Annotated in this window: 25 protein-coding genes; 13 read left to right on the top strand and 12 right to left on the bottom strand. The window is 64.7% G+C overall.

Going from position 1 to position 26,313, the window contains the following annotated elements; genetic code table 11:
- Nucleotides 1-1,566 carry an exodeoxyribonuclease VII large subunit gene (gene xseA / locus CK226_RS04000; RefSeq protein WP_095791111.1) on the bottom strand — a complete coding sequence of 522 codons (1,566 nt, stop codon included), beginning with the start codon at nucleotides 1,564-1,566 and terminating at the stop codon, nucleotides 1-3.
- 51 nt (nucleotides 1,567-1,617) lie between these two features.
- Nucleotides 1,618-2,574, bottom strand: a complete 957-nt coding sequence (locus tag CK226_RS04005; protein ID WP_095771355.1) for a LysR substrate-binding domain-containing protein — start codon at nucleotides 2,572-2,574, stop codon at nucleotides 1,618-1,620.
- Nucleotides 2,575-2,751: 177 nt separating this feature from the next.
- On the opposite strand from CK226_RS04005, the gene CK226_RS04010 reads away from it, so the two are divergent.
- A complete protein-coding gene (locus CK226_RS04010; protein ID WP_095771354.1) occupies nucleotides 2,752-3,042 on the top strand; it encodes a DUF1127 domain-containing protein in 291 nt (96 codons plus the stop codon).
- Between the two features lie 171 nt (nucleotides 3,043-3,213).
- Here the strand turns inward: CK226_RS04010 and CK226_RS04015 are convergent, their stop codons facing one another.
- The 4 genes from CK226_RS04015 to CK226_RS04030 form a co-directional block, all read right to left on the bottom strand.
- Nucleotides 3,214-4,212 (bottom strand): DUF937 domain-containing protein, encoded by a 999-nt coding sequence (locus CK226_RS04015; protein WP_095791112.1) that lies wholly within the window; start codon nucleotides 4,210-4,212, stop codon nucleotides 3,214-3,216.
- Nucleotides 4,213-4,289: 77 nt separating this feature from the next.
- A complete protein-coding gene (locus tag CK226_RS04020) occupies nucleotides 4,290-5,663 on the bottom strand; it encodes a glutamate--cysteine ligase (protein ID WP_095771352.1) in 1,374 nt (457 codons plus the stop codon).
- 143 nt (nucleotides 5,664-5,806) lie between these two features.
- Nucleotides 5,807-6,541: a 16S rRNA (uracil(1498)-N(3))-methyltransferase gene (locus tag CK226_RS04025; protein ID WP_095786855.1), complete on the bottom strand. Its 735-nt coding sequence runs from the start codon at nucleotides 6,539-6,541 to the stop codon at nucleotides 5,807-5,809.
- Between the two features lie 31 nt (nucleotides 6,542-6,572).
- Entirely contained in the window at nucleotides 6,573-7,220 is a 648-nt protein-coding gene (locus CK226_RS04030; protein WP_095791113.1) for a hypothetical protein, read from the bottom strand.
- An 87-nt stretch (nucleotides 7,221-7,307) separates the two neighbouring features.
- On the opposite strand from CK226_RS04030, the gene CK226_RS04035 reads away from it, so the two are divergent.
- Both CK226_RS04035 and CK226_RS04040 read left to right on the top strand, forming a co-directional pair.
- Nucleotides 7,308-8,015 (top strand): type 1 glutamine amidotransferase, encoded by a 708-nt coding sequence (locus CK226_RS04035; RefSeq protein WP_095791114.1) that lies wholly within the window; start codon nucleotides 7,308-7,310, stop codon nucleotides 8,013-8,015.
- Between the two features lie 281 nt (nucleotides 8,016-8,296).
- A complete protein-coding gene (locus CK226_RS04040; protein WP_162034344.1) occupies nucleotides 8,297-8,437 on the top strand; it encodes a hypothetical protein in 141 nt (46 codons plus the stop codon).
- A gap of 44 nt (nucleotides 8,438-8,481) precedes the next feature.
- Here the strand turns inward: CK226_RS04040 and CK226_RS04045 are convergent, their stop codons facing one another.
- From CK226_RS04045 to CK226_RS04055, 3 genes are read right to left on the bottom strand one after another with little or no spacing between them, the layout of a single operon-like run.
- On the bottom strand, nucleotides 8,482-9,249 hold the full coding sequence (locus CK226_RS04045; protein ID WP_095791115.1) for a metallophosphoesterase family protein: 768 nt from the start codon (nucleotides 9,247-9,249) through the stop codon (nucleotides 8,482-8,484).
- 37 nt (nucleotides 9,250-9,286) lie between these two features.
- Complete coding sequence (locus CK226_RS04050; protein WP_095791116.1) at nucleotides 9,287-10,423, bottom strand: alpha-hydroxy acid oxidase; 1,137 nt, start codon at nucleotides 10,421-10,423, stop codon at nucleotides 9,287-9,289.
- 24 nt (nucleotides 10,424-10,447) lie between these two features.
- A complete protein-coding gene (locus CK226_RS04055; RefSeq protein ID WP_010914418.1) occupies nucleotides 10,448-11,251 on the bottom strand; it encodes an FCD domain-containing protein in 804 nt (267 codons plus the stop codon).
- A 208-nt stretch (nucleotides 11,252-11,459) separates the two neighbouring features.
- Between CK226_RS04055 and CK226_RS04060 the strand changes: the two genes are divergently transcribed.
- From CK226_RS04060 to glcF, 5 genes are all read left to right on the top strand, one after another.
- Nucleotides 11,460-12,782, top strand: coding sequence for a DUF3422 family protein (locus tag CK226_RS04060; RefSeq protein ID WP_095771345.1), 1,323 nt, complete (start codon nucleotides 11,460-11,462; stop codon nucleotides 12,780-12,782).
- Between the two features lie 281 nt (nucleotides 12,783-13,063).
- Nucleotides 13,064-14,560, top strand: a complete 1,497-nt coding sequence (locus CK226_RS04065) for an FAD-linked oxidase C-terminal domain-containing protein (protein WP_095791422.1) — start codon at nucleotides 13,064-13,066, stop codon at nucleotides 14,558-14,560.
- Nucleotides 14,561-14,564: 4 nt separating this feature from the next.
- The gene (locus CK226_RS04070) at nucleotides 14,565-15,149 is read left to right on the top strand and encodes a hypothetical protein (protein WP_095791117.1); all 585 of its coding nucleotides are present in this window, start codon (nucleotides 14,565-14,567) and stop codon (nucleotides 15,147-15,149) included.
- The gene (gene glcE, locus CK226_RS04075) at nucleotides 15,146-16,351 is read left to right on the top strand and encodes a glycolate oxidase subunit GlcE (RefSeq protein ID WP_095786848.1); all 1,206 of its coding nucleotides are present in this window, start codon (nucleotides 15,146-15,148) and stop codon (nucleotides 16,349-16,351) included. Before CK226_RS04070 ends, glcE begins: the two co-directional genes overlap by 4 nt.
- A 10-nt stretch (nucleotides 16,352-16,361) precedes the next feature.
- Complete coding sequence (gene glcF / locus CK226_RS04080) at nucleotides 16,362-17,687, top strand: glycolate oxidase subunit GlcF (RefSeq protein ID WP_095791118.1); 1,326 nt, start codon at nucleotides 16,362-16,364, stop codon at nucleotides 17,685-17,687.
- Between the two features lie 10 nt (nucleotides 17,688-17,697).
- On the opposite strand, the gene CK226_RS04085 is transcribed toward glcF, so the two are convergent.
- Entirely contained in the window at nucleotides 17,698-18,618 is a 921-nt protein-coding gene (locus tag CK226_RS04085; protein ID WP_095771341.1) for a bifunctional 5,10-methylenetetrahydrofolate dehydrogenase/5,10-methenyltetrahydrofolate cyclohydrolase, read from the bottom strand.
- Nucleotides 18,619-18,882: 264 nt separating this feature from the next.
- On the bottom strand, nucleotides 18,883-19,614 hold the full coding sequence (locus tag CK226_RS04090; RefSeq protein ID WP_095791423.1) for a L,D-transpeptidase: 732 nt from the start codon (nucleotides 19,612-19,614) through the stop codon (nucleotides 18,883-18,885).
- Nucleotides 19,615-19,827: 213 nt separating this feature from the next.
- Between CK226_RS04090 and CK226_RS04095 the strand changes: the two genes are divergently transcribed.
- On the top strand, nucleotides 19,828-20,466 hold the full coding sequence (locus CK226_RS04095) for a DNA-3-methyladenine glycosylase I (protein ID WP_095786844.1): 639 nt from the start codon (nucleotides 19,828-19,830) through the stop codon (nucleotides 20,464-20,466).
- Nucleotides 20,467-20,553: 87 nt separating this feature from the next.
- Here the strand turns inward: CK226_RS04095 and CK226_RS04100 are convergent, their stop codons facing one another.
- Nucleotides 20,554-20,805, bottom strand: coding sequence for a hypothetical protein (locus CK226_RS04100; RefSeq protein ID WP_095791119.1), 252 nt, complete (start codon nucleotides 20,803-20,805; stop codon nucleotides 20,554-20,556).
- Between the two features lie 253 nt (nucleotides 20,806-21,058).
- On the opposite strand from CK226_RS04100, the gene hisS reads away from it, so the two are divergent.
- From hisS to CK226_RS04120, 4 genes are all read left to right on the top strand, one after another.
- Nucleotides 21,059-22,561, top strand: a complete 1,503-nt coding sequence (gene hisS, locus CK226_RS04105; protein ID WP_095791120.1) for a histidine--tRNA ligase — start codon at nucleotides 21,059-21,061, stop codon at nucleotides 22,559-22,561.
- A gap of 51 nt (nucleotides 22,562-22,612) precedes the next feature.
- The gene (locus tag CK226_RS04110) at nucleotides 22,613-23,734 is read left to right on the top strand and encodes an ATP phosphoribosyltransferase regulatory subunit (protein ID WP_095771337.1); all 1,122 of its coding nucleotides are present in this window, start codon (nucleotides 22,613-22,615) and stop codon (nucleotides 23,732-23,734) included.
- A complete protein-coding gene (gene hisG, locus CK226_RS04115; protein ID WP_095786840.1) occupies nucleotides 23,731-24,429 on the top strand; it encodes an ATP phosphoribosyltransferase in 699 nt (232 codons plus the stop codon). Before CK226_RS04110 ends, hisG begins: the two co-directional genes overlap by 4 nt.
- Before the next feature lie 102 nt (nucleotides 24,430-24,531).
- Entirely contained in the window at nucleotides 24,532-26,304 is a 1,773-nt protein-coding gene (locus CK226_RS04120; protein ID WP_095791121.1) for an AMP-binding protein, read from the top strand.
- Nucleotides 26,305-26,313: the final 9 nt, after the last annotated feature.

Raw genomic sequence — 26,313 nt, forward strand, 5'->3', positions numbered from 1 at the left:
TCAGAACAGCGACCCCTGATTGCCGGGTTCTTTCGCCTTGGCCGCCGGCCTGGCTGCCGGCTTTGGCCGCGCTGCGCCGCTGGTTGCCACCGCGTCCGCCGTCCCGTCGGCGAACTCCAGCGAAAGCGCCATCCCCGATGCCACGTCAGCCGCCTGCTTGATGACGGCGCCGTCGGCATCCTTCACCAGCGCGAAGCCGCGCGCGAGCACGGCCTTGTGCGAAAGCGTGGTCAAGAGGCGTTCGGCCTGGCTCAACTGGCCGCGCAGGCGCTCAAGCCGCAGCGAGATGACCCGATCCTGCCGCCTGGCGAGCGCCGCCAGCGTGTCGGCCTGCAGTTTTTGCCGGCGCGCGATCGGCGCCGGCGACAGCCGCGTCGCGGTGCGCGCGAAGCGCGCGCGACGTTCGCGCACAATGGCAAAGAACGCCGCCTGCGCGCGGGCGAGGTCACGCCCGGTCAGCGTGCGCGCCTCGTTGATGCGTCGCGACAGCGTGGCCGGAGTCAGCCTCTGGGCCTGGAGACGCGCCCGCTTGCGATCGACGCTGACGGACAGGCCGCGGCCGAGCCTGGATGTCGCCTCGTCAAGGCGTCGGCGCGGCAACGCCAGCAATTGATCGGGCGAGGGCAGGGCGCGCGCCGCCGCGCGCGCGGCCTGCCGCTTGCGTTCGAAATTGCGCAGCACCGCTGCCTTGAGCCGCGCGCCGAGGCTGGTCAGCGTCGCTTCGAGGTCGGCCTTCACCGGCACGGCGATTTCGGCCGCGCCCGTCGGTGTCGGCGCCCGCACATCGGCGACGAGGTCGATCAATGTCCAGTCGGTTTCGTGGCCGACTGCCGAAATCACCGGAATGCCTGAGGCCGCAACGGCGCGGGCCAGCGCCTCGTCGTTGAAGCCCCAGAGGTCCTCGAGGCTGCCGCCGCCGCGCGCCACGATCAAGAGATCGGGGCGCTGGATCGAACCGTCCCAGGTCAGCGCGTTGAAGCCGGTGACGGCATTGGTCACTTCCGCACTCGCGGTATCGCCCTGCACGCGCACCGGCCAGACCAGCACATGCAGCGGAAAGCGGTCCTTGATGCGGTGGATGATGTCGCGGATGACGGAGCCGGTCGGCGAGGTGACGACGCCGATGACGCGCGGCATGAAGGGCAGCCGGCGTTTGCGGCCGGCATCGAAAAGCCCCTCTGCCTGCAGCCGGCGCTTGCGCTCCTCCAGCAGCGCCATCAGCGCGCCCGCGCCGGCAGGCTCCAGATTGTCGATGACGATCTGGTAGTTGGACTTGCCGGGATAGGTGGTGAGCTTGCCGGTGGCGATCACTTCCATCCCTTCCTCGGGGCGGAATTTCAGCCGGCTCATCGTGCCTTTCCACACCACGGCGTCGAGCCGGGCACGGTCGTCCTTCAGCGCGAAATAGGCATGGCCGGAGGAATGCGGGCCGCGATAGCCCGAGATTTCGCCGCGCACCCGCACATTGCCGAAGACGTCCTCGACCGTGCGCTTCAGCGCGCCGGAGATCTCGCTCACCGTGTATTCAGTGGCGTTGGTGCGTGATTCGGATGCTGCTTCGCTCATCGGCTGATTGGGGGCTGGTTGGCGCCCCGCGTCAAGGCGCCACGATCCGTCCTACCAGCCCGGCAGGATCTGGTTCGCCTTGGTACGCCTGATCTTGGCGTAGGCAAGTGCTGCGAAATCGAATGTCCCGGCCTCTTCGACGAGCGGCACCGAGATGTTGTCCAGGCTCTCCGAGATGTGGCGGGCGAGCGCATCGACGATCTCCGGCCGCGAGGTCTGGCCGCGCATGATGCCGATGCGGCAGTCGGGCAGGGTTCCGAAGCCGTCGGCTTCGCCCAGCACCCGCATGCCGGGCCTGAGTGCGCATTCCGGCAGCACCGAGATCGCCAGGCCCGACAGAACGGCGGCGGTGATGACGGTCGCCGAGAAGCTGGTGAACAGGATGCGATAGTCGCGGTTCTGCTGGTCCAGCACATCGACGGCGGCGCGCCGCCAGATGCAATTCGGCCGGCCAAAGGCCATCGGCAGCGTCTCCTGTTCATGCGTCGCATGATTGGCCGAGGTGACCCACAGCAGCGGTTCGCGCCGCACCACTTCCGACTGGCCGCGCACGTCATTGTGCGTCACCAGCGCGAGGTCGAGATTGCCGCGCTTGATATGCTCGACCAGCCCCGGTGTCGGCTCGCAGATGACCGTCAGCTCGACGCGTGGGTTGGAGCGGGTGAAGCGCGCCATGATCTCGGGCAGGAAGCGGTCGGCATAGTCGTCCGGCGTGCCGATGCGGATCGTGCCTTCGAGCCGCTGGTCGTCGAAGGCGGCGAGCGTTTCGCGGTTGAGGTAGAGCAGCCGTCTTGCATAGGAGAGCAGCTTGTCGCCTTCCTCCGTCAGCCTGTTGGAGCGCCCCTCCTTCTCGAACAGCGGCTTGCCGATCCGCTCCTCCAGCCGGCGCATCTGCATCGACACCGCCGACTGGGTCCGGTGCACCTCTTCTGCCGCCCGCGTGAAGCTGCCGGTATCGGCGATCGAAATGAAGGTTTGCAACTGATCGAGATCGAGCGGCGCTTTCATCGGCGTGATCCATCACTGGTGTTGATGGTAAAGATTAAAAACATTCGTTGGATTAATCAATCGGCCGATGGCAAATTGCTGACATCCACATGAAGGCATGTGAATCGAAGCCGGAACGGCCGCTGTCACCAGCGCCGGCTGCTTGGCTTTGTGTGTTCGAGACTGAAGGAGACCGACATGACCACGATCGATTTCGCCACCGAGACCTCGCGCATCACCTCGCGTCCGGCCGTTGCGACGCGCGTGGCCAATACCGTCTTCAATATCTACCGCGCCTGGAAAAACCGTCGCGCCTTCTACCGCCTTGGCGAGATGTCGGACGCCGAACTCGCCGATATCGGCCTGACGCGCGCCGACCTGCATGTCGCCATCGACGTGCCGTTCGGTCGTGACCCGACGGCGATCCTGCGCGAAATCGCCAGTGATCGCGTCGAAACGATCGAGGACATCGACCGCAAGGTGGCCTGATCGGCTGATTTCGGTCCTGCTGAACCTTTTCAGGGCTCAGCGCGACCAAGGATTATGCAGGCTCCCCACTCCCTGCCGGTTCCCCGCCGGCCTGCCTGCACGTTGCCCGGTCCTCCCAAGGACCGGGCTTTTCTTTTCTGGCTTGCTCGGAAAGGGCTCTTGGTTTGGCGCCTAGCGCCGGTCCATGTCCCGCTTGAACTGGTCGAAGATCGTTTCCACGCCCTTCTGGTAGTCGTCACGCTGCTGGGCGCCGGTCTCGAACATCTTGCCGAACAGATCGTCGAACGGGTTTCGTGGCCGGCCGCTCGGATTGGTCTGCGGCGGCGGCGCCTGGCGCTGCTGCGGTGCCTGCGGCTGCGGCGCCGGCTGTCCGCCGCCAAATCCGCCCCCGCCACCTTGCCGCAGCATCTCCTCGAAGATCTTTCCCAGCGGATTGTCGCCGTAGGGGCTTTGCGTCTGCTGCGGCTGCGCCCGGCCCTGCGGCTGCGGCGTGCCGCCACCAAACATATCCTGCAGCACCTTCCCGAACGGATTGTCGCCATAGGGATTGGGTGCCGGCTGCGGCTGGCTTTGCCCGCCGAACATGTCCTGCAAGACCTTGCCGAGCGGGTTGTCCATCGGGTTCTGGGGCTGCGGTGCCTGGCGTTGTTGTGGCGCCGGAGCCTGCATGCCGCCCTGCCGCATCATCTGCTCGATGATCTCGCCGAGAGGGTTGCTGCCGCCGCCAAAACCGCCGGCGGCCTGCATCTGGTTTGTCGTCTGCTTGAACAGTCCACCCATCACCATCGAGGCGATCGCCGGCAGCATCTGCTGCAGGATCTGCTGGCTGACGCCACTCGCTTGCGCCGCCTGGCTGGCGACGGCGCGCGACAGGTCCTTCGAGCCGAACAGGTGTCCGAGAATGCCGTTGCCTTCGTCGACGCCCTGCGGCGAGAAGGCCCGGGTCGCGTCCTCGAAATATTTGGCGTGCTGGCCGCTTGCCATCGCCGTCATGAAGGCGCCAAGCCCGTAAGGATCGGCGGTGTTGCGTTGCAACCCCTGCGAAAAGGCCGGCAGCAGGGCGGCGACTGCTGCCTGTGTCTGCTGCATTGAAAGCCCATATTGCTGGGCAAGGGCCTGCATGCCGTTGCCGTTCTGGGCCTGCGCCAGCATGTCGAACAAGGTGGGCATCGGCGTCTCCTCCTGAATTCCTCGGAAGGGAGCCTAATTCGTTTCAACGGTCGATTGAAGCGGCATTTGCCGCTGGCTTAATAGGCGTATTCCATGAACACCGGCTCGATCGAGCCACCCCAGCGCGTGTGGTAGGCCGAAAGCATCTCCTCGGCGCTGGTCGTGCCGCGCGCGACCACCTCGTCCAAAGTGTTGAGGAACGAGGTCTCGTCATAGCCGTCGCGGTTCTTCTTGCCGCGGTTCTTCAGCCCGGTGCGCGAAATGGCCAGCACATCGCGCGCGATCTCGCGCAGCGTGGCGTTGCGGAAGGGCGCGGCAATGCCGAGTTCGGGCACGGCGTTGCGCATCGCCAGCACTTCCTTGTATGTCCAGCTCGAGGTCAATGCCTCGGCTGCGTCGAGTGCCGCCTCGTCGTAGAGCAGCCCGACCCAGAAGGCCGGCAGCGCGCAGATGCGCCGCCACGGGCCGCCATCGGCGCCGCGCATTTCGAGGAAACGCTTCAGCCGCACATCGGGGAACAGTGTCGACAGGTGGTTCGCCCAGTCGCCCATCGTCGGCAGGCCGTCTGGCACTTCGTTGCGCGCGGCGCCGGCCATGAACTGGCGGAAGGTGATGTGCGTCATGTCGTGATAGTGGCCGTCGCGGATGACGAAATACATCGGCACGTCGAGCGCCCATTCGACATAGTCGGCGAAGCCGAAATCGGGCGAGAAGCAGAATTCGAGCAGGCCCGAGCGCTGGTTGTCGGTGTCGCGCCAGATGTCGCCGCGCCAGCTCTGCAAACCGTTCGGCCGGCTTTCGGTGAAGGGCGAGTTGGCGAACAGCGCCGTCGACAGCGGCTGCAGCTTCAGCGACACCTGCATCTTGCGGCGCATGTCGGCTTCGCTCTCGAAGTCGAGATTTACCTGGATCGTGCAGGTGCGGTACATCATGTCGAGGCCCTTGGTGCCGACCTTGGGCATGTAACGCGTCATGATCTCATAGCGCGACTTCGGCATTTTCGGCGTTTCGGCCAGCGACCATTTCGGGCTGCCGCCGAGCCCGAGGAAGCGGATGCCCATCGGCTCGGCGATCTCGCGCACCTGCGCCAGATGCGCATTGCCCTCGCGACAGGTCTGATGGATGGTTTCCAGCGGCGCGCCGGAAAGCTCGAACTGGCCGCCGGGCTCGAGCGAGATCGCGCCCTGGCCGGTCGGTTCGACCAGGCCGATGATGCGGCCGTCGTCGATGATCGGATCCCAGCCAAGCTTTGACTGCATGCCTTCGAGGATGGCGCGGATGCCGCGCTCGCCGCCATAGGGCACAGGCGCGTTGCCATCGACATAGAAGGGGAACTTCTCGTGCTCGGTGCCGATGCGCCACTTGTCGCGCGGCTTGTTGCCCTCGGCCAGGTGGTCGACGAGTTCGTCGACGCCTTCGATCGGCCGGAAATCGGTTGTGTCGCGCGCCATCGCTGTGCCCTCAGAGACGGTCGGGTGACCGCCGGCGGTAAATGGACGAAATGTCAGTAGCCGATCAAGCGAAAAATCCTGAGCCACAGGTCAAGAGGAATTGAAGGCCACGAACCGGGCGGCCTCTTGCAAGACATCGCGTCCTACCAGTCTCCGACAGTTGCCTGCATCACCGCAAGTGCGGCCACCGCCGCCGTGTCGGCGCGCAGGATGCGGGGGCCGAGCGGAATGGCGGTCACGAAGGGCAGGGCGCGCAGCATCTTGCGCTCGTCATCGGAAAAGCCGCCCTCCGGCCCGACCAGCAGCGCGAGCTTCTTCTCCTTTACGGCCTGCAAGGCAGGCAGCGGATTGTTGGTCGAGGCGTCCTCGTCGCAGAAGACCAGCCGCCTTTCCTTGTCCCAGCCGGTCAGCAGGCGTTCGAATTTTTCCGCCTCTCGCACTTCTGGAACCGCCAGGATGCCGCATTGCTCGGCGGCCTCGACGACATTGGCCCGCAGCCGATCGATGGACGGCTTGGCCACTTGCGTGTGCTGCGTGATGACAGGCTGCAGGACGCCGGCGCCCATCTCGACCGCTTTCTGCACGAGATAGTCGAGCCGGCCCTGCTTCAGCGGCGCGAAACAATAGATGAGATCGGGGAGGGGTGGCTGTGGCCGTTGCAGCGCCAAGACCTTGAGTTTGACTGCCTTCTTCGACTTCGCCGCGATGGCTGCCGACCATTCGCCGTCGCGGCCATTGAACAGCAGGATTTCGGCACCTTCGCCAAGCCGCAGCACATGCATGAGATAATGGCTCTGCTGTTGGTCGGCATCGAACTCGGCATCCGGCCCGAGGTCGTCAGGCACGAACAGACGTTGCATCTTGTAATTGGCGCGCATCGCCGAGGAATGAGCGAGCCGGTGGCTGGCGTCAACCCTCGGCCGACGGATGCCACACCGGACGAAAGCCATGCCTCAGGACGGCAAGCGTTGTCCCGGGGGTCAGCAGCATAAGCGCCTTGTCTTCCAGCTGGCCAAGACCGGCGGGTGGGCCATATCCGGCGAAGGACCAACGCAACGCCTTGCCGTGACGCACGGCATAGGCGTTACCGCCGGTGCCCACCACCGCGCCGTCGGGCAGGCTGGACACCTCATGCATCGCCACAGCAGGGCGTCTGCCACCCGACGCCAGCCGCTCCTTGTGCAGCCTTTTGTCGACCTGTGGCGCGCGGGGCTCGGCAATGCCGAAGGCTTCGCCGAAGCGGCCGACAAAATCCCTGGCCCGTTCGCGCTGGCAAAAGAAGCAGGGCCGATGACCGGCGGCCAGCGCCGTCACCTCGTCGAGGAAGAACAACTCGGTCCAGCTGACCTTGCCTCCCGGCCTGTTACGGCCCATCGGCTCGCGCCGGACATTGCGGAATTGGCATATGCAGATGATCCAGGCCTGAAGGGCCCAGCGCTTCCTCAGCAGCGTCTTGGTCGCGGGATCGTGGATGATGCCGCGATTGCCGGTGAACAGCCCGCGCTCGGGCACGGCGTGGATGGCGCCGAACGGATCGACCCGGTTCTGCAGTGGCATAGTTCTCTCCCAGAATACGATCTTGGCTGCAATGCGGGCGGCATGATATCGCTCGTGACATCCTTTTCATGTCAGCAGGGTTTTGCGATGCGGGTGCTGGTGGTCCAGAACTACGACAATACCGGCCTCGGCCAGGTCGGTGCCGCCCTTGCGGAAGCCGGCGCCGATCTCGACGTGCGCCTTCCTTACAAGGGTGATCCCCTTCCCGAAGATGCGAACGGGCACGATGCGATGGTGGTGCTCGGCGGCGGCCAGAATGCGCTGGCCGATGATGAGTATCCCTATTTCCCCGCACTGCTCGAACTCACCCGCGATTTTGCCGGCAAGGACCGTGCCGTGCTCGGCATCTGCCTTGGCAGCCAATTGGTCGCCCGTGCCTTCGGCGGCGAGAACCGCATCGGCGGCGCCAACGAGTTCGGCTGGCGCGGCGTGTCGCTGACGCCGGACGCCAAGGCCGATCCGGTGCTGGGCGCCCTGCCGGAAAAGTTCCCGATCTTCCAGTGGCACGACGACACGTTCGAACTGCCGCAAGACGCCGTGCGGCTGGCCGGCAACGAAGTCGCCGAAAACCAGGCGTTCCGTGTCGGCCGCGCCATCTATGGCTTCCAGTTCCATTTCGAGGCCGACCGGCCGATGGTGAAGGACTGGAGTACCTCCTTCGCGTCGACCATCGCTTCGCGGCATCCCGATTGGGCCGACAAGCTCGATGGCGAAATGGCCCTTAACGGACCCGACGCCGATGCCGCCGGCATGGCGATTGCCCGCGCCTGGGTAGCCACGATCTACACGATCTAAGAGTCTGCCCCTGGCGCTCCGCGTGACATAATTGGCACGCAGCCGTGAAACCGGCTGGGGAAAACCCCTTTCATCCTTGGCTTGTGTCCGACCGCCATCCTAGAAGGCGCGCGCTCTGCATCGGCTGTGCAACCGGGATGAACCTTTTGTGTGACCCGTGCGACACACCTCCGATACAGAACGCGCCTAGAAGCGCGAAATCGTCGAAACTTTGAAGCGAATTCTCCGTTTCAACGCATTGGTAACCGCCTGGTGCACAGATGCAGGAAGCTCAACAAGAGATGACGTCCGTGAAAGCAGCGCTTCTGTCCTTTGCCATGTTGTCCGCCATCGTGCTGTGCGGTCTCGGCATCTATTCCGCCGATGCCGCCAACAACCACAACGCCGTCGACGGCTACGGCGTCACCGCCTCGCTTCGCTAAAAAAGCCGGCCCTCTCGCGACGCATCCCTGCGACGTAGCTGGGCTCAAGCTCCCTTTATAGCCATTTCCAGGATGCGTTTGTCGATCCCGTCGACGACGAGGGCGGTCAGCATGCCTGATTGCCAGGCAAGCGTGTCGACATTGACGCGGTTGGCCATCACTTCGGCCTCGGGGACGGGTGTGTGGCCGTGCACCACGATTTTTGAGAACAGGCCGGTGTGATCGTGGAAAACGTCGCGGATCCAGATCAGGTCCTGCGGGTTCTGCTTGTCCAGCGGAATGCCTGGCCTGATGCCGGCATGGCAGAAGTAGAAGTCGCCGAACGTTAACGAAAACGGCAGCGAGCGCAGGAAATCGACATGGCCCGGCGGCATCGCCTCGAGCAGGGCCTGATGTCCGCGTCTCATTGTCTCCATCTTGCCGAACCAACTGGCGTCGTTGGTGAGCGATACACCATAGGACAACGCCGTCTGGACGCCGCCATAGCGCATGAAAAGCCCTTCCGGGTCGGGGGTCCTGAGGAAATCGAGAAAGCCGATGTCGTGGTTGCCCGCCAGCATCAGATGGCGCGGATCGCGTTCGCGCGCCGCGATCAGGAAATCGATGACGCCCTTGGAGTCCGGTCCGCGGTCGACATAGTCGCCGAGATGGATCACCCGCCAGTCGCGAACCGGTTTCCACTCCAGCTCGCTCTCGATGCGCTGGTGCATGGCTGCCAGCAGGTCGAGCCGGCCATGCACGTCGCCGATTGCATAAAGTCGCACACCCTCCGGCCCATGCGCGTCGAGAAAATGGATGCCGGGTTCCGCCAACGCGTCGTGGTCTCCGTGGTCAGGCTGTCACCCGACCCTAGCGCCGGAGCTGGTCCTTGCCCATGTCGGTGACCAGACGTTTTCCGCACAGAGCCAGCGTGATGTCCATCTCCTTGCGGATGATTTCCAACGCTTTGGTAACCCCTTCCTTGCCGAGCGCGCCCAGGCCGTAAAGGAATGGGCGGCCGATATAGGTGCCCTTGGCGCCGAGACAGAGCGCTTTCAGCACATCCTGGCCGGAGCGGATGCCGCCGTCCATATGCACTTCTATTCTGTCGCCGACCGCGTCCGCGATTTCTTCCAGCGCCATGATCGAGGACGATGCGCCGTCGAGCTGGCGCCCGCCATGGTTGGAAACCACGATCGCGTCGGCGCCGGTCTTGGCCGCCATCAGCGCGTCCTCCTTGTCGAGGAGACCTTTGAGGATCAGCTTGCCGCCCCAGCGTTCCTTGATCCAGGCGACATCCTTCCACGACAGCTGCGGGTCGAACTGCTCGTTTGTCCAGGACGACAGCGAAGAGACGTCGCCGACACCCTTGGCATGGCCGACGATGTTGCGGAACGTGCGGCGCTTGGTGCCGGCGATACCCAGGCACCAGCGCGGCTTGCTGGCCAGGTCGATGATGTTGGCCAGCGTCATCTTGGGCGGCGCCGAAAGCCCGTTGCGCACGTCCTTGTGGCGTTGGCCGAGGATCTGCAGGTCGAGCGTCAGCACCAGCGCCGAGCATTTCGCCGCCTTGGCGCGGTCGATCAAATCGAGCACGAAATCCTTGTCGCGCAGCACATAGAGCTGGAACCAGAACGGTTTCGTCGTCGCCGAGGCGACATCCTCGATCGAGCAGATGCTCATCGTCGACAGGGTGAAAGGCACGCCGAATTCCTCGGCCGCCTGCGCCGCCAGCATCTCGCCATCGGCGTGCTGCATGCCGGTCAGGCCGGTGGGCGCCAGCGCCACCGGCATTGACACTTTCTGGCCGATCATGGTCGATTCCAGCGAGCGGTTGCTCATGTCGACCATCACGCGCTGGCGGAACTTGATCTTCTGGAAGTCTTCCTCGTTGGCCCGATAGGTGCTCTCGGTCCAGGCGCCGGAATCGGCATAGTCGAAGAACATCTTGGGCACGCGCCGGCGGGCGAGATCCTTGAGGTCCGCGATAGTGAGAATGTCGCTCATGATGGTCCCCGCTTGATCGTACTACTAGGAGCGTCTGCGCGCCGGTTCGGTATCGCCGGCTTCCGAACGCTGCCGCAGCCGCAGCCGTGACACGCGTTGCCAGTCGCCACTGCGCTCGGCTTCGGCCATCGACCGCTCGACATAGGTCATGTGGTCCATTGCCGCGTGCCGGGCAGCGTTGGGATCGCCGGCCTTGACCGCGGCGTGGATTGCCTTGTGCTGCGCCAGCAGCGCCTCGCGCGCGCCAGGCACGGTGAAGACCAGCAGCCGGTTCTGGAACACGCCTTCCGACAAAAGCCGGTAGCAGGAGCGCAGCGTGTGCAGAAGCAGGATGTTGTGCGCGCATTCGCAGATCGCTTGATGGAACTCGACGTCGATCTCGGCCTCGTCGTCGAAATCGCCGGTGCGATGCGCCTCGTCCATGCGCGCCATGATGCGGTCGAGCAGCGCCAGGTCTTCCGGGGTGGCGCGCCGCGCCGCGTATTCGGCGGCTATGCCTTCGATCTCGCGGCGGTATTCCAGATAATCGGTCACCGCCTTGCGATGCATCGAGATCAGGTCGGCCACCGGCTTGGTGAACAGCTGGCCGATGATGTCGGCGACATGCGTGCCGCCGCCTGCCTTGGTCGTCAGCAGCCCGCGCCCTTCCAGCGCCTTCAGCGCGTCGCGCAGGATCGGCCGCGATACGTCGAACTGGCGTGCCAGTTCGCGCTCGCCCGGCAGCCGGTCGCCGGTGCGCAGCACGCCTTCGAGGATGAGGCTTTCGATCTGCTGCACCACCTCGTCGGCGGTGCGCGAATGCTCGATCCTGGAAAAAATATCGCTCAACAGTTGTGCCTGGGAATTGAACCGGTGTCGCGCAGGATAAAGCCTGCGTCGCCAACTGGTCAAATTATTTATCCAATTGGTCGAAACGTGTCGGTTTCGCCGTCCGGCGCAATATCATCTCCGGCTAAACTTGTTGTTTGCGTCGTCAGCCTATTGGCTCTAGAGGACGCGACTGCAAGAGGGTCTAGAGAACCCCGGGGGACAAGCCGTGTCAGACGACCCGTCCAATCTCGAATTCCAGCCGCGCGCCAAGGGCAGCGTCATGGGTTTCCCCGCGCATGAGGGCCGGCCCGGCGCGCTGGGAGAGGTCCATGCCAGGCCCCATCCGCTCATCGAAAAGCCGCGCGTCCTGATGCAACTCGCCTTCATGACCGAGGGTGGCTCCGGCGTCGACCATGCCGTGCTTTCCGAACTGTCGCGGCGTCTTGGCATCGCCGCGCCCGACCGTCAGGCCCGCCATCACGCCATGAAATGGGGCAAGGGCTCGCTGCGCTGGGAACGGCATACGGAGTTCTCGACCTATCTGTGGGAAGGTCCGCTTTCCGAAAGCGGCAGGGCGCAGGAGGACACACCCTTCGGTAACGGCTTTTCGCCGCCGGGCACCGTCATTTCGGGTATCCGGCTCGAGATCCGCAAATGGACGCAGGCGAGCGAGCGGCTGATCGCCGCTTTCGATCCGACCAGCCTGTGCTACTCGCTGGTCGAGCGCGGCAATGCGGCCATCGTCACGGATTTCCGTCAGGATGGCGACGGCATGACCCGCATATTAGTGCTTGACCGCGGCCTGACGCCGGCGCGCACCGGGGCGCTGTCGCAGCGGCTGATCGACATCGAAACCTACCGGACGCTCGCCATGCTCGGCCTGCCGCTGGCGCTGACCTTGTCCGGCCGCGCCCGCCGCATCGAGGACAGGCTCGCCCAGACCACGCTGGAAATGAAGGTTGCCGAGACCCGTGACAGCCAGACTTTGCTCGCCGACCTGACCGAACTTGCCGCCGAACTGGAGGCCGACGCTGCCTCCAGCCTCTACCGCTTCGGCGCCAGCCGCGCCTATGACGGCATCGTCGTCGAGCGGCTGGAAGCGCTCGAGGAAGAGGCCGTGCCAGGCTACGACACCTGGGGCGGGTTCCTGCAGCGCCGGGTCGCACCTGCCATGCGCACCTGCCGGTCGGTCGAGGAGCGGCAGGCCAATTTGTCGCGCAAATTGACCCGCGCCACGACGCTGCTGCGCACCTGGGTCGATGTCGAGGTCGAGAAGCAGAACCGCGATCTGCTCGCCTCGATGAACAACCGCGCGCGGCTGCAGCTGCGCCTGCAGCAGACCGTCGAAGGACTCTCGGTGGCCGCCGTCTCCTATTACGTCGTCGGCCTCATCGGTTATGTCGCCAAGGGCGCCTCGATCTTCGGCCATGCTTTCGCGCCGGAAGTCGTCACCGCTGCCTCGGTGCCGGTCGCCATCCTGCTGGTCTGGTGGGGCGTGCGTCGCGTGCGCCGCATGCATTCCGAGCCGGCCAAGCACCCCGGCGAATAGCGGCAGCCCTACGCTCCAACTTGCGGGGAGGGTCGGCTCATGATCGTAGCGAAGCAAAGATCGTGAGCCGGGGTGGGGGTCTTCATAAGCGCCGCGCTGCCCCCACCCCGCTCACTTCGTTCACGACCCTCCCCACAAGAGGGAGGGTAAGACAGCGGCAGATTGCCGCTGCGGAAGGTTCTCTCTCGTCTCGTGAACGTGGGCTCCGCCACCACGGCATTTGCAACCAGCGCGCTTCACTGGTAAAAGATTTTGACCAGTCAAGCAAAATGAGGCTGCTGATGTCCGGCCTGGCCATGCCGAAACCTGACGACGCCACGATGCGCCGGCGCGACGAGATCGTCGCCGACATGCGCATCATCGTGCCGGGCGAGGGTGTGGTCGACGCGGCCAATGCCATGCGCGCCTTCGAGAGCGATGGCCTGACCGCCTATCGGCAATTGCCGCTGGTCGTCGTTCTGCCCGAGACGGTGGCGCAGGTCTCCCGCCTGCTGAAATACTGCAACGACCGCAACATCCGCGTCGTGCCGCGCGGTTCCGGCACCTCGCTGTCGGGTGGCGCGCTGCCGCTGGAAGACGCGGTGCTTCTGGTGATGAGCCGCTTCAACCGCATCCTTGCGATCGATTTTCCAAATCGCATCGTCGTCGCCCAGCCGGGCGTCACCAATCTCGGCATCACCACCGCCGTCGAGCAGGAGGGCTGTTACTACGCCCCCGATCCATCCTCCCAGATCGCCTGCTCGATCGGCGGCAATGTCGCGGAGAATTCAGGCGGCGTGCACTGCCTGAAATATGGCCTCACCGCCAACAATGTGCTCGGCATCGAGATGGTGCTGATGAATGGCGAGGTGGTGCGGCTCGGCGGCAGCCATCTCGATGCCGAGGGCTATGATCTGCTTGGCGTGATGACCGGTTCCGAAGGCCTGCTCGGCGTCGTCACCGAAGTCACGGTCCGCATATTGAAGAAGCCGGAGACGGCGCGCGCGCTGCTGATCGGCTTTCCGACCAGCGAGCAGGGCGGCCAGTGCGTCGCCGACATTATCGGCGCCGGCATCATTCCCGGCGGCATGGAAATGATGGACCGGCCGGCGATCCACGCGGCGGAGGATTTCGTCCACGCTGGCTATCCCCTCGATGTCGAGGCGTTGCTGATCGTCGAGCTCGACGGGCCGGGCGTCGAGGTCGATCACCTCATCACCGCTGTCGAGGCGATCGCCATAAGCAACGGCTCAACCACCTGTCGCATCTCGCAATCCGAGCAGGAGCGGCTGAGCTTCTGGGCCGGCCGCAAGGCGGCCTTCCCGGCGGTCGGTCGCATCTCACCCGACTATTACTGCATGGACGGCACAATCCCCCGCAAGGAACTGCCGCGCGTGCTCGCCGGCATGCGCGAGCTGTCGGAAAAATACGGTCTCGGCGTCGCCAATGTCTTTCACGCCGGCGACGGCAATCTGCATCCGCTGATCCTCTACGATGCCAATGTTCCCGGCGAACTCGACAAGGCCGAAAGTTTTGGCGCCGACATATTGCGCCTCTGCGTCAAGGTCGGGGGCGTGCTGACGGGGGAACATGGGGTCGGGGTCGAGAAGCGCGACCTGATGCCGGAAATGTTCAACCAGGTCGATCTCGACCAGCAGATGCGCGTCAAATGCGCCTTCGACCCCAATCACCTGCTCAACCCGGGAAAGGTGTTCCCGCAACTGCGCCGGTGTGCGGAGCTGGGAAGGATGCATGTGCATCGCGGGCAAGTGGCGTTTCCGGATATTCCGAGGTTTTGAGAGGATGCTGTTCCGGGACCAGACCCTTGCGGCCATTGTGTCGGGCGAAGCGACGCTCGCCTTTCGCCGCTGGCGGCGGCCGACGGTCAGGGCTGGCGGGCGGGTGAGAACGGCGTCGGGCGTCGTGCTGATCGGCGATATCACGGTCGTGGAGATGTCCGCACTGACGGAAAAGGACGCGAGCGCGGCTGGCTTTCCGACACTCGCGGCGCTGCGGGAGATGCTTGGGCCTGATGACGGCACCCCGGTCTATCGCATCGAACTCACCGGTCTTGAGCCCGACGAGCGGGTTGCCTTGCGCGGCGAGGCCTCGCTGTCAGATGCGGATTGGCACGTCCTGACCCTGCGCTTTGCCCGCTGGGACAATGCGGCGCCTGGCTATTTCCCGTCGATCCTGCGGGTAATCGGCGCCCATCCGGAAGTGCGGGCGGCGGACCTGGCGGCCAAGGCCGGCGTCGAGACGCCGAAATTCAAGCAGGATGTCCGCAAGCTCAAGGAACTCGGGCTCACCGAGAGCCTCGAGATCGGTTACCGGCTGTCGCCAAGGGGCGAAGCCGTGCTCGAGAAGCTCAGGGAGCACAGGCTTTGACGACTTTCACCCCGAAAACGTCAGGCGAAGTCCTGTCCACCATTGCCTGGGCGGTGGCAGAAGGGACGCCGCTCGAAATTATCGGCCATGGCTCCAAGCGCGGCATCGGCCGTCCGTTGCAGACCGAGCACACGCTCGACCTGTCGAAACTCACCGGCGTCACTCTTTATGAACCCGCCGAACTGGTGCTGTCGGCCAAGGCCGGCACGCCTTTGGCCGAGATCGAAAAGCTGCTGGCGGACAACGGCCAGCAGCTCGCCTTCGAGCCGATGGACTACGGCCCGCTGCTCGCCGGCGAACCGGGCAAGGGCACGATCGGCGGCGTGCTTGCCGCCAACCTCTCCGGTCCGCGCCGGCTAAAGGCGGGCGGGGCGCGCGATCATATCCTCGGCATCAACGTCGTGTCCGGCCGGGGCGAAGCTTTCAAGTCCGGCGGACGCGTGGTCAAGAATGTCACCGGCTATGACATGTCGAAGCTGATGGCCAACAGCTGGGGCACGCTGGCCGTTTTCACCGACGTCACCTTCAAGGTGCTTCCTGCCGCCGAGACCGAGGTGACGCTCGCGGTCCGTGGCCTGCTTGACGACGCCGCGGCGAGCGCCATGGCGCTGGCACTCGGCTCCAGCGCGGAAGTGTCGAGTGCCGCCCATCTGCCGGAGCGGATCGCCGCGCGCGTAGCCGGCGGCGCGCTCGGCAGCGACGCTGCCACGCTGCTGCGCGTCGAAGGTTTTGGCCCGTCCGTCGCCTATCGCATCGCCGCGCTGAAGATGCTGCTCGGCAAGGCCGGACCGCTGGAGGAGATTGCCGGCGAGGCTTCGCGGCTGATCTGGCGCGACGTGCGCGATATCAGGCCTTTCGCCGACAGCAGCGAAAAACCGGTCTGGCGCGTGTCGATGACACCTTCCCAGGGCCACCAGATGGTGCTGACCTTGCGCATGCAGGCGGCCGTCAGCGCCTTCTATGACTGGCAGGGCGGGCTGGTGTGGTTGCGTATGGAGGAGGGCGATCCGGAAGCCGCTCTGCTGCGCGGGCTGTTGCGAAAACATGGCGGCGGCCATGCGACGCTGGTGCGCGCCGTCCCCGCCCATCGCGCCGCGCTGCCGGTGTTCGAGCCGCAGCCGCCGGCGCTGGCAGCGCTCAGCCAGCGGCTGAAGCAGGAATTCGACCCGAAGAACATCCTCAATCCCGGCCGCATGGCCTAGGACATCAGCGATGCAGACGAATTTCTCATCCGATCAGCTCGCCGACCCGCATGTCGCGGAATCGGAAAAGATCCTGCGCAAATGCGTGCATTGCGGCTTCTGCACCGCCACTTGCCCGACTTATGTGACGCTCGGCAACGAGCTCGATTCACCGCGCGGGCGCATCTACCTGATCAAGGACATGCTGGAGAACGGCCGTCCGGCCGACAAGGAGATCGTCACCCATATCGACCGCTGCCTGTCGTGCCTTGCCTGCATGACCACATGCCCTTCGGGCGTCAACTACATGCACCTGGTCGATCACGCCCGCGCCCACATCCAGGAGACCTATAGCAGGCCGCTGCTAGACCGCCTGACTCGCGCCATGCTGGCCTTCGTGCTGCCTTATCCCCAACGTTTTCGCGCCGCGCTCAAGCTGGCGAAACTCGGCAAGCCCTTCATCGGCCTGTTCGAGAAGATCCCGGCACTAAAGCCACTCGCCGCCATGCTCAAGCTCGCGCCGGCTTCAATCCCGGCGGCCTCGCCGATGGCCTCGCCGGGCGTCCATGCCGGGCAGGGGGCCAAAAAGGGTCGCGTCGCCATTCTCACCGGCTGCGCGCAGTCGGTGCTCGATCCCGCCATCAACGACACGACGATTTCGCTGCTGACGCGCCTCGGCGTCGAGGTCGTGGTGCCACCGGGCGAAGGCTGCTGCGGCGCATTGGTCCATCATATGGGGCACGAAGAGGCCGCACTTTCCTCGGCAAGACAGAATGTCGATGCCTGGACACGCGCCATGGACCAGGGCGGGCTCGACGCCATCATCATCACCGCGTCCGGTTGCGGCACGACGATCAAGGATTATGGCTTCATGCTGCGGCTCGATCCGGCCTATGCCGGCAAGGCCGCGCGCGTCTCGGCGCTGGCCAAGGACATCACTGAATATCTGGCCGCTTTCGACATGCCCGAGCCGGTGCGCAAGCCGGGCACGGTCGTCGCCTATCACTCCGCCTGTTCGATGCAGCACGGCCAGAAGATCATCCGCCAGCCGAAGGAGTTGCTGGCCAAGGCCGGTTTCATCGTGCGCGAGCCGCGCGAGGGCCATCTGTGCTGCGGCTCGGCCGGCACCTACAACATCCTGCAGTCCGAGATTTCGGCAAAACTGCGCGACCGCAAGGTGAAAAACATCGAGGCGACGGGCGCCTCGATTGTCGCCACCGGCAATATCGGCTGCATCACCCAGATCGCATCGGCCGCCAGCATGCCGGTGGTGCACACCATCAAACTGCTCGACTGGGCCTATGGCGGGCCGAGGCCGGAGGGTGTTCAGGACGAGAGCCTGATCGCCGCGGAGTAGGGACCGGCGCCTACTCTGCCGCCAGCCTGTCCGCGGTGCCGTAGGTCGACTCGTACAGCGCGCGCTGGCGGCTGAGCGCCACCATCGTGTTGCGCAGCAGGATCGCCACCGTGATCGGGCCGACGCCGCCCGGCACCGGCGTGATCCAGGAGGCCACGTCTTTCACACTGTCGGTGTCGACGTCGCCGACGATGCGGCTCGTCCCATCGGGTTCGATCTCGGAATTGATGCCGATATCGATGACGGCAGCTCCTGGCTTCACCATGTCGGCCTTGATCAGTCGCGGCCTGCCCACGGCGACGAACAGCGCGTCGGCGCGGCGCGCATGCGCTGCGACCGATCGCGTCATGTGATGGCAGACCGTGACCGTCGCGCCTTCGCTCATCAAGAGGAAGGCAATCGGCTTGCCGACGATTTCCGAATGGCCAACGATGACGACTTCCAGCCCCTTGAGGTCGAGGCCGGTCTCCTTGAGCAGTTCGACGGAGGCAGCCGCCGTGCAGGGCGCCAGATCAAGCTGGTTATAGACGATGTTGCCGATCGAGGCCGGGTGCATGCCTTCGACATCCTTGAGCGGATGCACCGCCGCCTGCAGCGTCTTGACCGGAATATGTGCGGGCACCGGCCGCTGGATGATGATGCCGGTGACGCGTGGATCGGCGTTCAGCCCGTGGATGGCCGCTTCCAGTTCGCCCGAGGTGATGGTGGCGGGAAAACGCCGTTCCTCGAAATCGATGCCGGCAAGCTGCGCCTTGGCGCGTTGGTTGCGCACATAGACATCCACGGCATCGGTATCGCCGACGGTGATCGAGATCAGCTTGGGCGCAAAACCCTCGGCCTTGGCAATCGCCGCATCCTCGCGCACGGCGGCGATGATGCGCTGGGCAACCGGGCCGCCCTTGAGATAGCGGCTGTCGTCGGGCAGGGACATGGCTGGCACTCTTTTCTTGCGTTGGCGCCGAGATAGCAAAAGACCATCGAAAATGGCAGCATGAAAGCGAAGCGCCATGCCTTCTGCGCGACGCAAGGACGCGGGCTTTGTCGCAGGTGCGGGACGCCGATCAAAGAAGAAGGGCAGCGCGGTTTCCCGTGCTGCCCTTCTTGACTGACCGCATCCCCATACGGCCCGTCCCCCGTTATTCCTTCCGACTTCAGGAAACGATGTGCTTCCCGACCAGATGATTCGCTGCGGCTATCATATCACCTCGACCGTGGTTCCGACATTGACCCGTTCATAAAGGTCGACCACGTCCTCGTTGCGCATGCGGATGCAGCCTGACGACACCGCGCCGCCGATCGTCCATGGCTGGTTGGTGCCGTGGATGCGGTATTCGGTCGTGCCGAGATAGAGCGCGCGGGCGCCGAGCGGGTTCTCGATGCCGCCGGCCAGATAGGTCGGCAGATAGCGGCCCTTGGCGGCTTCGCGCTTGATCATCTGCGCCGGCGGGCGCCAGTCCGGCCACTCGCGCTTGTTGGTGATCTTGTGCGTGCCCGACCATTCGAAGCCTGGCTTGCCGGTGCCGACGCCGTAGCGCCGCGCCTTGCCGTTCTTCTCGACCAGATAGAGGAAATTCTGCGTGGTATCGATGACGATCGTGCCCGGCTTCTGCGGGCCGTCATAGGCGACTTCCTGCGGCAGGTAGATTGGGTTGATCTGCGGGCGCATGACCATGCGTTTCGCCGGCGCCTGCATGGCCGCCGTCTGCACGCGGTCTGGCTGTGCCGGTTGCGCGGTGCGCAGGCGCGGCTGCTGGCGGTTCTGCCGCACAATGCCGGGCGCATTGCCGAGCTGCAGCACCCAGGGGGCGGAAAGGTCGGGGCTCACCATCACCGGCGGCCTGTCGGCATAGCGGTCGCCAGCGGCCGAGGGTGTGACGCCGGCAAACACAGCCACGGCGCCGAGCACGGAAAACACAACTCTCTTCATCGGGAACGCACCTTGGATCGTCTGATACACCGGGTGGAAACGCTCCCCGGTCCAGCGATCATTGGCGCGCAAGCAGCAACCGAAACATGAATCGGAATGCGTAAAATGCGGTTCTGTCAGTAAACCTTTTGGTGTGGTTACCGCCGGGTTCAGGAATCTGGTAAAGCCACGGTAAAGCAGCGCCAGAGCGCGTTAACGGATGGACTTTTCGCAATGAGCAATGAAAACACCGGCCTGCTTGCCGGCCCCGACGGGGTCGCGCGCTGCTTCTGGCACGGCAACCTGCCCGACTATCTGCACTATCATGATCATGAATGGGGCCGGCCGGTGGCCGACGACCGCAGACTGTTCGAAAAGATCTGCCTCGAAGGGTTTCAGTCCGGCCTGTCGTGGCTGACCATCCTGCGCAAACGCGAGAATTTTCGCGAGGCCTTCGCCGGCTTCGATTTCGACAAGGTCGCCGCTTTCACCGACAAGGATGTCGAACGCCTGCTCGGCAATGCCGGCATCATCCGCCATCGCGGCAAGATCGTCTCGACCATCAACAACGCCAAGCGGGCCCGCGAAATGGTCGACGAGTTCGGATCGCTCGCCGCCTGGTTCTGGAAGTTCGAACCCGGCAAGGCGGAACGGCCCGAAATCGTCGACCTCGCTCATCTGCGCGCCAACCCGACGACGGCGGTCTCGGTGCGGATTTCGAAGGAACTGAAGAAGCGCGGCTGGAGTTTTGTCGGCCCGACCACGGTCTATGCCTTCATGCAAGCCATGGGCTTGGTCAACGACCATCTAGAGGGCTGTGTCTGCCGCAAGCAGGTGGAGAAGGAACGCAAGGCGTTCAAACGGCCGACGTAGCTCCCTTCTCCTCGTTCATGGGGATAAGCCCAGCCGCATGCCTAATCCTGCGATCAAGAAAATATGGAACCAACGAAGCGGGCGGTTTCAGGTGCCGTTGACGCTGGCCAGGAACAGTCCGGCGACGATCGCCGCCACCGTGGCCACCGTCGGATAGATCACCAGCAGACCGGTCACCAGGGCGTCGCGCAGGGAGGAGCCCTTGCCGGTGTCGGCGGGCGCATCGAACGGCCCGACAGCCTGGCCAACTGGTTTCGGCGCATGGGTGCTGGCCGGGCGCAGCCGCGCTGGCAATTCGCCGGCATCGCCGTTGGCATGGAATTTCACTGCGCTGGTCATGTCCCGAACCCCTTCGTGTCGATGCGTCATATCGGCTCCGATTGTGTCGGCACGATGCCGCGCCCATGGCGGGATTGTTTCATTCTCGGTGCGTTTCTATTTCACCGTAGTTCGCTTCTGTCTTCTTTTGACCCGAGCAGGTCTGAAGCACCCGCCCTTGCCGCTCTGCGCTTCATCGTTTAGGACACGCGCGTTGCGAAAATCGCAACATTGTTGACCTGCAAGCATCACGAAACACCGGGCAAAACACCTCATGGCCGACAAATCGGAAAAGACGAAAGCGCGGCTGCCGCGCGGTTTTGCCGACCGCAGCGCCGAGGACATCCGCGCCGTCGAAAAGATGACGGCGACGATCCGCTCGGTCTTTGAGCTCTACGGTTTCGAACCGGCCGACCAGCCGCTGATCGAATACACCGATGCGCTCGGAAAATTCCTGCCCGACCAGGACCGGCCGAACGAGGGCGTGTTCTCTTTCCAGGACGATGACGAGCAGTGGCTGTCGCTGCGCTACGACCTGACCGCGCCGACGGCGCGTTTCGTCGCCGAGAATTACGAGCGCCTGCCAAAGCCCTACCGCAGCTATCGCTCCGGCTGGGTGTTCCGCAACGAGAAGCCCGGCCCCGGCCGCTTCCGCCAGTTCATGCAGTTTGACGCCGACACGATCGGCACACCGGGCGTCGCCGCAGACGCCGAGATGGCGATGATGATGGCCGACGTCATGGAAGCGCTCGGCGTCAAGCGCGGCGACTACGTCATCCGCGTCAACAACCGCAAGGTACTCGACGGCGTGCTGGAGGCGATCGGCCTTGGCGGTGACGAGAACGCCGGACGCCGACTGACCGTGCTGCGCGCGATCGACAAGCTGGACAAGCTCGGGCCGGAAGGGGTGAAGCTCCTGCTTGGCCCGGGGCGCTGGGATGGCGGCAAGGAAGGCGAAGGCGATTTCGCCAAGGGGGCAGGCTTGAACAACGGGCAAGCCGAGGCGGTTCTTCAGGCAACGGCGAGGAATGCGCAGGCCGGCCAGGATTCCATGGTCAATTCGAACGCGACCTATCAGGAAGGCGTCGGCGAACTTGCGATCATCGAAGCGCTGGTCAGGGCGGCGGGATATGGCGAAGACCGCATCGCCATGGACCGCTCGGTGGTGCGCGGCCTCGAATACTACACCGGCCCCGTCCTGGAGGCTGAACTGCTGGCCGAAATCCCCAACGAGGACGGCCAGATCGTGCGCTTCGGCTCGGTCGGTGGTGGTGGGCGCTATGACGGCCTGGTCTCGCGCTTCCGCGGCGAGCCGGTGCCGGCGACCGGTTTTTCCATCGGCGTCAGCAGGCTGATGACGGCGCTGAAGAACCTCGGCAAGCTCGAAAGCGCCGACGTGATCGCGCCGGTCGTCGTCCTGGTCATGGACAAGGACACCGAAAGCCTCGGCCGCTACCAGAAGATGGTGAGCGAATTGCGCGCCGCCGGCATCCGTTCCGAAATGTATCTCGGCGGCGCAGGCATGAAGGCGCAGCTGAAATATGCCGACCGGCGCGGCTGCCCGGTCGCCATCATCCAAGGCGGCGACGAGCGCGCCAAGGGCGAGCTGCAGATCAAGGACCTGATCGAAGGCGCGCGCATGTCGGCCGAAATCACCGACAACGCCGAATGGCGCGCCGCACGTCCGGCGCAGGTGACGGTGGCGGAAGGTGAATTGGTCGCGGAAGTGAAGAAGATCCTGGCGGCGCAGGTCGAGGAGAGGGCGCGTGGCAAGTAGAGGCCGCCCCGCTGGTCCCAAATCAGCTGATCGTGCGATACGGAGGCCAAATTGACCTCCCGCTTCCCCGCCATCGCAGCCGACATCACCAGTCTCTTCGCCACCCGCAACACGCATGCGGTAGAGGTCGCCATATTGCAGCCGGCGGACCCGTTCCTCGACATGGCCGGCGAGGATCTGCGCCGCCGCATCTTCCTTACCGAGAGCGAGACCGGGCAGACACTGTGCCTGCGGCCGGAATTCACCATTCCGGTCTGCCTTGACCATATAGGCTCGCAGGCCGGCACGCCGCGCCGCTATTCCTATCTCGGCGAAGTCTTTCGCCAGCGCCGCGAAGGCGGCAACGAGTTCTTCCAGGCCGGCATCGAGGATCTCGGCGACCGTGATACGGCGGAAGCCGATGCCCGTTCGGTGGCCGACGCGCATGCGCTGCTTTCGCTGGTGCTGCCTGGCCGGTCGCTTGAGGTCACGCTGGGCGATCAGGGCATCTTCGAAGCGGTGCTGGCGGCGCTCGGGCTGCCGCGCGGCTGGCGCATGCGGCTGGCCCGTGCCTTCGGCTCGGCGCCGATGCTGCAGGCGGCATTGGCCGACCTTGCCAACCCGCCGCGCAACGGCCAGCTTTCCGGCGACGTCGCTGCCCTTGTCCTTGACGGGGATCTTGAAGGTCTTTCGGCGCACATCGCCGACGGCATGGAAGAGGCCGGCCTGTCGGCATCGGCCGGCCGCGCGCCCTCCGATATTGCGCGGCGGCTGATCGAGAAGGCCGAATTGCGCAGCGTGCGGCTGTCGAACGAGGCCTTCGCGGCGCTGAAGAACTTTCTGGCGATCGACGTGCCGCTCGATGGCGCGGCGCAGGCGCTGGAAAGCTTTGCCGCCGGCGCCGGGCTGTCGCTTGGCGCCGCGCTGGAGAAATTCGCTGCCCGTGCCAAGGCGATCGAGGCGCATGGCTTGCCGGCGGCAAAAATCCGCTACGATGCCGCCTTCGGCCGTCCGCTCGATTACTACACCGGTGTGGTCTTCGAAATCGCGGCGCAAGGCGGCGAGCGTCCCCTGGCCGGTGGCGGCCGCTACGACCGGTTGCTGACCCTGCTTGGCGCCAAGACGGCCATCCCCGGCGTCGGCTTTTCCGTCTGGCTCGACCGCATTGAGGCGTTGCGGGAGACGACACCATGATCACTCTGGCGATCCCTTCGAAAGGCCGGCTCAAGGAACAGGCGCTGGAGGTGCTGGCCAAGGCCGGCCTCGCCATCAGCCTGCCCGGCGACGAGCGCAAATATCATGCCCGTGTCGAGGGCCTGGACAATGTCGAGGTCGCCTTCCTGTCGGCTTCCGAGATTGCAGGCGAGATCGGCCAGGGCGCGGTCGATCTCGGCATTACGGGCGAAGATCTGGTGCGGGAAAACCTCGCCGATTGGGAAGCCCGCGCCGAAATCGTCGCCCGCCTCGGCTTCGGCCATGCCGATGTCGTGGTGGCGGTGCCCGAAATCTGGCTCGATGTCGACACCATGGCCGATCTCGACGACGTTGCCGCCGATTTCCGCCAGCGCCACGGCCGGCGGCTGCGCATCGCCACCAAATACTGGCGGCTGACGCAGCAGTTCTTTTCGCAGAAACACGGCATCCAGGTCTATCGCATCGTCGAAAGCCTCGGTGCCACCGAAGGCGCGCCGGCGGCTGGACTGGCCGATGTCATCGTCGACATCACCACCACCGGCTCGACGCTGCGCGCCAACCATCTCAAGGTGCTGGGCGACGGCGTGGTGTTGAAGTCGCAGGCCTGTCTGGTCGCGTCGAAAAAGGCGCGTACCGCAGGCGATGAAGCCACCTTGCGCGACATCGCGGCGAAGATGGCGGTGGCGGTCGGATAGCCAAACCACCGCTCCGAGGGACCGGAACTCCTCGACCATCGACAGGATTTCCACTGCCACGCCGGGCTGATAGACTCGGCGCGGCCTGGGGAGGAAACAGCGATGCCGGTCAATCTCGACGAGCTGAAGAACGCCACCAATCTGCGCGGCCGCGCTGGGCGCGCCGGCAGCGTCTTTATCGCACCCATCGACGGCAGGGCGCACGTCTCGGGCGAGCGCAAGGTGCCGCTGCTCGATAAGACCATTCCCGCCCTTTTCTCCGACACGGCCAGCAAATACGCCACGCAAGATGCCGCCGTCTTCGTCGGCCAAGACAAGCGCTTCACCTGGAGCGAACTATCCGACACGGTGGATGCGCTGGCTGCCGGCTTCCTGGCACTGGGTCTCGAAAAGGGCGAACGCGTCGGCATCTGGTCGCCCAACCGCTGGGAATGGCTGGTGACGCAGTTCGCCACGGCCCGCATCGGCCTGGTCCTGGTCAACATCAACCCGGCCTACCGGCTGACCGAGCTGGAATATGCGCTGAACAAGGTCGGCTGCAAGGCTTTGGTCACGGCCGCCAGTTTCAAGACCTCGGACTATCTCGGCATGATCGAGACGCTGGCGCCGGAGATCGCGAAGGCCACGCCGGGCAAGCTGAAGGCGCAAAAATTGCCTGATCTGAAGATCGTCATCCGCATGGGCGAGGACAATTCGCCGGGCATGTTCAATTTCGCCGACGTGCTGGCCATGGCCGGCCGCGACGAGCATGACAGCCTCGACCGCATTTCCGAGGGGCTGAAGCCGAACGACGCCATCAATATCCAGTTCACCTCGGGCACGACGGGCGCGCCCAAGGGCGCGACGCTGACGCACCACAACATTGTCAACAACGGCAATTTCGTCACCGCCGCGATCAAGCTCACCGTCGACGACCGGCTCTGCATCCCGGTGCCGCTCTATCATTGCTTCGGCATGTCGATGGGCACGATGGGCTGCGTCACCAAGGGCGCGACCATGGTGTTTCCGGGCGAGGGCTTCGACCCGGGCGCCACGCTGAAGGCGGTGGCGCAGGAACGCTGCACCGGCCTCTATGGCGTGCCGACCATGTTCGTCGGCATGCTCGACCATGCGGATTTCGCGACCTTCGATCTCTCCAGCCTGCGCACAGGCATCATGGCCGGTTCGCCATGCCCGATCGAGGTGATGAAGAAGGTGGTGTCGCTGATGCATATGTCCGAGGTGACCATCGCCTACGGCATGACCGAGACCAGCCCGGTCTCGTTCCAGAGCGGCGTCGACGACCCTCTGGAAAAGCGCGTTTCCACCGTCGGGCGCATCCACCCTCATGTCGAGGTCAAGGCCATCGACGCCGACGGCGCCACCGTCGCGGTCGGCGCGCCGGGCGAGCTCTGCACACGTGGCTATTCCGTGATGAAGGGCTATTGGGACGACGCCGAAAAGACCCACGAGGCGATCGACGCCGATGGCTGGATGCACACCGGCGACCTCGCCACCATCGACGCGGAGGGCTATTGCAATATTGTCGGCCGGGTCAAGGACATGGTCATCCGCGGCGGCGAGAACGTCTATCCCAGAGAGGTCGAGGAATTCCTCTACCGCCATCCCATGGTCAGGGAGGTGCAGGTCTTCGGCATTCCCGACCAGAAATATGGCGAAGAGCTGTGCGCATGGATCGTGCTCAAGCCCGGCCAGATCGCCACCGAGCAGGAGATCAAAACCTTCTGTGCCGGCCAGATCGCGCACTACAAGATCCCGCGCCACATCCGCTTCCGCACCGAATTGCCAATGACGGTGACCGGCAAGCCGCAGAAGTTCCTGATGCGTCAGGCGATGGTCGAGGAACTGGGGCTGGTGGCGCAGAAGACGGCGTGAACGGGTGAA

This window comes from Mesorhizobium sp. WSM4311 (assembly GCF_002295115.1).
In the GTDB taxonomy this organism is placed as follows: Bacteria; Pseudomonadota; Alphaproteobacteria; order Rhizobiales; family Rhizobiaceae; genus Mesorhizobium.

What these genes read in the sequence shown, in the direction of transcription:
- xseA (WP_095791111.1), bottom strand. Translation starts at nt 1,566, where the DNA reads ATGAGCGAAGCAGCATCCGAATCACGCACCAACGCCACTGAATACACG.
- CK226_RS04005 (WP_095771355.1), bottom strand. Translation starts at nt 2,574, where the DNA reads ATGAAAGCGCCGCTCGATCTCGATCAGTTGCAAACCTTCATTTCGATC.
- CK226_RS04010 (WP_095771354.1), top strand. Translation starts at nt 2,752, where the DNA reads ATGACCACGATCGATTTCGCCACCGAGACCTCGCGCATCACCTCGCGT.
- CK226_RS04015 (WP_095791112.1), bottom strand. Translation starts at nt 4,212, where the DNA reads ATGCCCACCTTGTTCGACATGCTGGCGCAGGCCCAGAACGGCAACGGC.
- CK226_RS04020 (WP_095771352.1), bottom strand. Translation starts at nt 5,663, where the DNA reads ATGGCGCGCGACACAACCGATTTCCGGCCGATCGAAGGCGTCGACGAA.
- CK226_RS04025 (WP_095786855.1), bottom strand. Translation starts at nt 6,541, where the DNA reads ATGCGCGCCAATTACAAGATGCAACGTCTGTTCGTGCCTGACGACCTC.
- CK226_RS04030 (WP_095791113.1), bottom strand. Translation starts at nt 7,220, where the DNA reads ATGCCACTGCAGAACCGGGTCGATCCGTTCGGCGCCATCCACGCCGTG.
- CK226_RS04035 (WP_095791114.1), top strand. Translation starts at nt 7,308, where the DNA reads ATGCGGGTGCTGGTGGTCCAGAACTACGACAATACCGGCCTCGGCCAG.
- CK226_RS04040 (WP_162034344.1), top strand. Translation starts at nt 8,297, where the DNA reads ATGACGTCCGTGAAAGCAGCGCTTCTGTCCTTTGCCATGTTGTCCGCC.
- CK226_RS04050 (WP_095791116.1), bottom strand. Translation starts at nt 10,423, where the DNA reads ATGAGCGACATTCTCACTATCGCGGACCTCAAGGATCTCGCCCGCCGG.
- CK226_RS04065 (WP_095791422.1), top strand. Translation starts at nt 13,064, where the DNA reads ATGTCCGGCCTGGCCATGCCGAAACCTGACGACGCCACGATGCGCCGG.
- CK226_RS04070 (WP_095791117.1), top strand. Translation starts at nt 14,565, where the DNA reads ATGCTGTTCCGGGACCAGACCCTTGCGGCCATTGTGTCGGGCGAAGCG.
- glcF (WP_095791118.1), top strand. Translation starts at nt 16,362, where the DNA reads ATGCAGACGAATTTCTCATCCGATCAGCTCGCCGACCCGCATGTCGCG.
- CK226_RS04085 (WP_095771341.1), bottom strand. Translation starts at nt 18,618, where the DNA reads ATGTCCCTGCCCGACGACAGCCGCTATCTCAAGGGCGGCCCGGTTGCC.
- CK226_RS04090 (WP_095791423.1), bottom strand. Translation starts at nt 19,614, where the DNA reads ATGAAGAGAGTTGTGTTTTCCGTGCTCGGCGCCGTGGCTGTGTTTGCC.
- CK226_RS04095 (WP_095786844.1), top strand. Translation starts at nt 19,828, where the DNA reads ATGAGCAATGAAAACACCGGCCTGCTTGCCGGCCCCGACGGGGTCGCG.
- CK226_RS04100 (WP_095791119.1), bottom strand. Translation starts at nt 20,805, where the DNA reads ATGACCAGCGCAGTGAAATTCCATGCCAACGGCGATGCCGGCGAATTG.
- hisS (WP_095791120.1), top strand. Translation starts at nt 21,059, where the DNA reads ATGGCCGACAAATCGGAAAAGACGAAAGCGCGGCTGCCGCGCGGTTTT.
- hisG (WP_095786840.1), top strand. Translation starts at nt 23,731, where the DNA reads ATGATCACTCTGGCGATCCCTTCGAAAGGCCGGCTCAAGGAACAGGCG.
- CK226_RS04120 (WP_095791121.1), top strand. Translation starts at nt 24,532, where the DNA reads ATGCCGGTCAATCTCGACGAGCTGAAGAACGCCACCAATCTGCGCGGC.